Annotated in this window: 1 protein-coding gene; it reads right to left on the bottom strand. The window is 61.9% G+C overall.

All coding sequences use genetic code 11. The features are described 5' to 3' along the window. The coding region (locus ACMGDK_RS19735) for an IS110 family RNA-guided transposase (protein ID WP_436809513.1) at window positions 1–750 on the bottom strand (750 nt) is incomplete at both ends.

Raw genomic sequence — 750 nt, 5'->3', positions numbered from 1 at the left:
GAGGCCAAAATGCGCTCCTGTCGCCTTCGACGAGCGGAAGCGCATCGGGTCGTCGATCGCCGAGGCATAAGTCAGCGCCACAATCGGGCCGACCGACGGCGTCGTCATCAAAAGACTGGCCTGCGGGTGTGATCTGGCGAGCCGTGCCACTTGCTTGTCCAGACTGTTGAACTCGCGCCGCAACACGGCATGGGCTTCGAGCAGCGCCTTCGCCACGACCTTAAGTCCAGGATGGCCTGCAACGAGTTCTCGGATGCGTTCGGCGAAGGTACGCTCGGTAGTCTTGCCGACCTTCAGCCCAAAGCCGCGAAGCACTCCGCGAAGGCTGTTCTCGATGTCGTGGAGCTTGGATTGCAGCAGCTTGCGGGTCGTCAGAATGGCCCGCGTCTCCTGTGCCCCGATCGACTTGCAATGCACCGGCCGGAACCAGCCGAGGCGCATCAGCTGAGCTATCCCGCGTGCATCGTTGCGGTCCGACTTGACTGGCATCGCCTTGAAGGCATCGCGAACGTGCCGCGTCTCCAGAAGCTCGACCGCAAGACCAGCGTCCCGCAGAGCCGCATAGAGCCATTGCGACAATGGGCCCGCCTCCAGCCCGATCCGATCCAACGTCACCCCCAACGAACCGAACCAGGCGATCAGCGCTTCCGGCTCGCTGGAGACCTTCGTCTCGCGCAAAATCTTGCCTGTCCCATCGACAAGGCAGATGCTCGAGCATTCCAAGGACACGTCAATTCCTGCATAATGGTA

Origin of the sequence: Chryseobacterium hilariae (assembly GCF_051400735.1) — a bacterium.
Taxonomy (GTDB): domain Bacteria; phylum Bacteroidota; class Bacteroidia; order Flavobacteriales; family Weeksellaceae; genus Chryseobacterium.
This window is presented reverse-complemented; position numbering and strand designations above follow the sequence as displayed.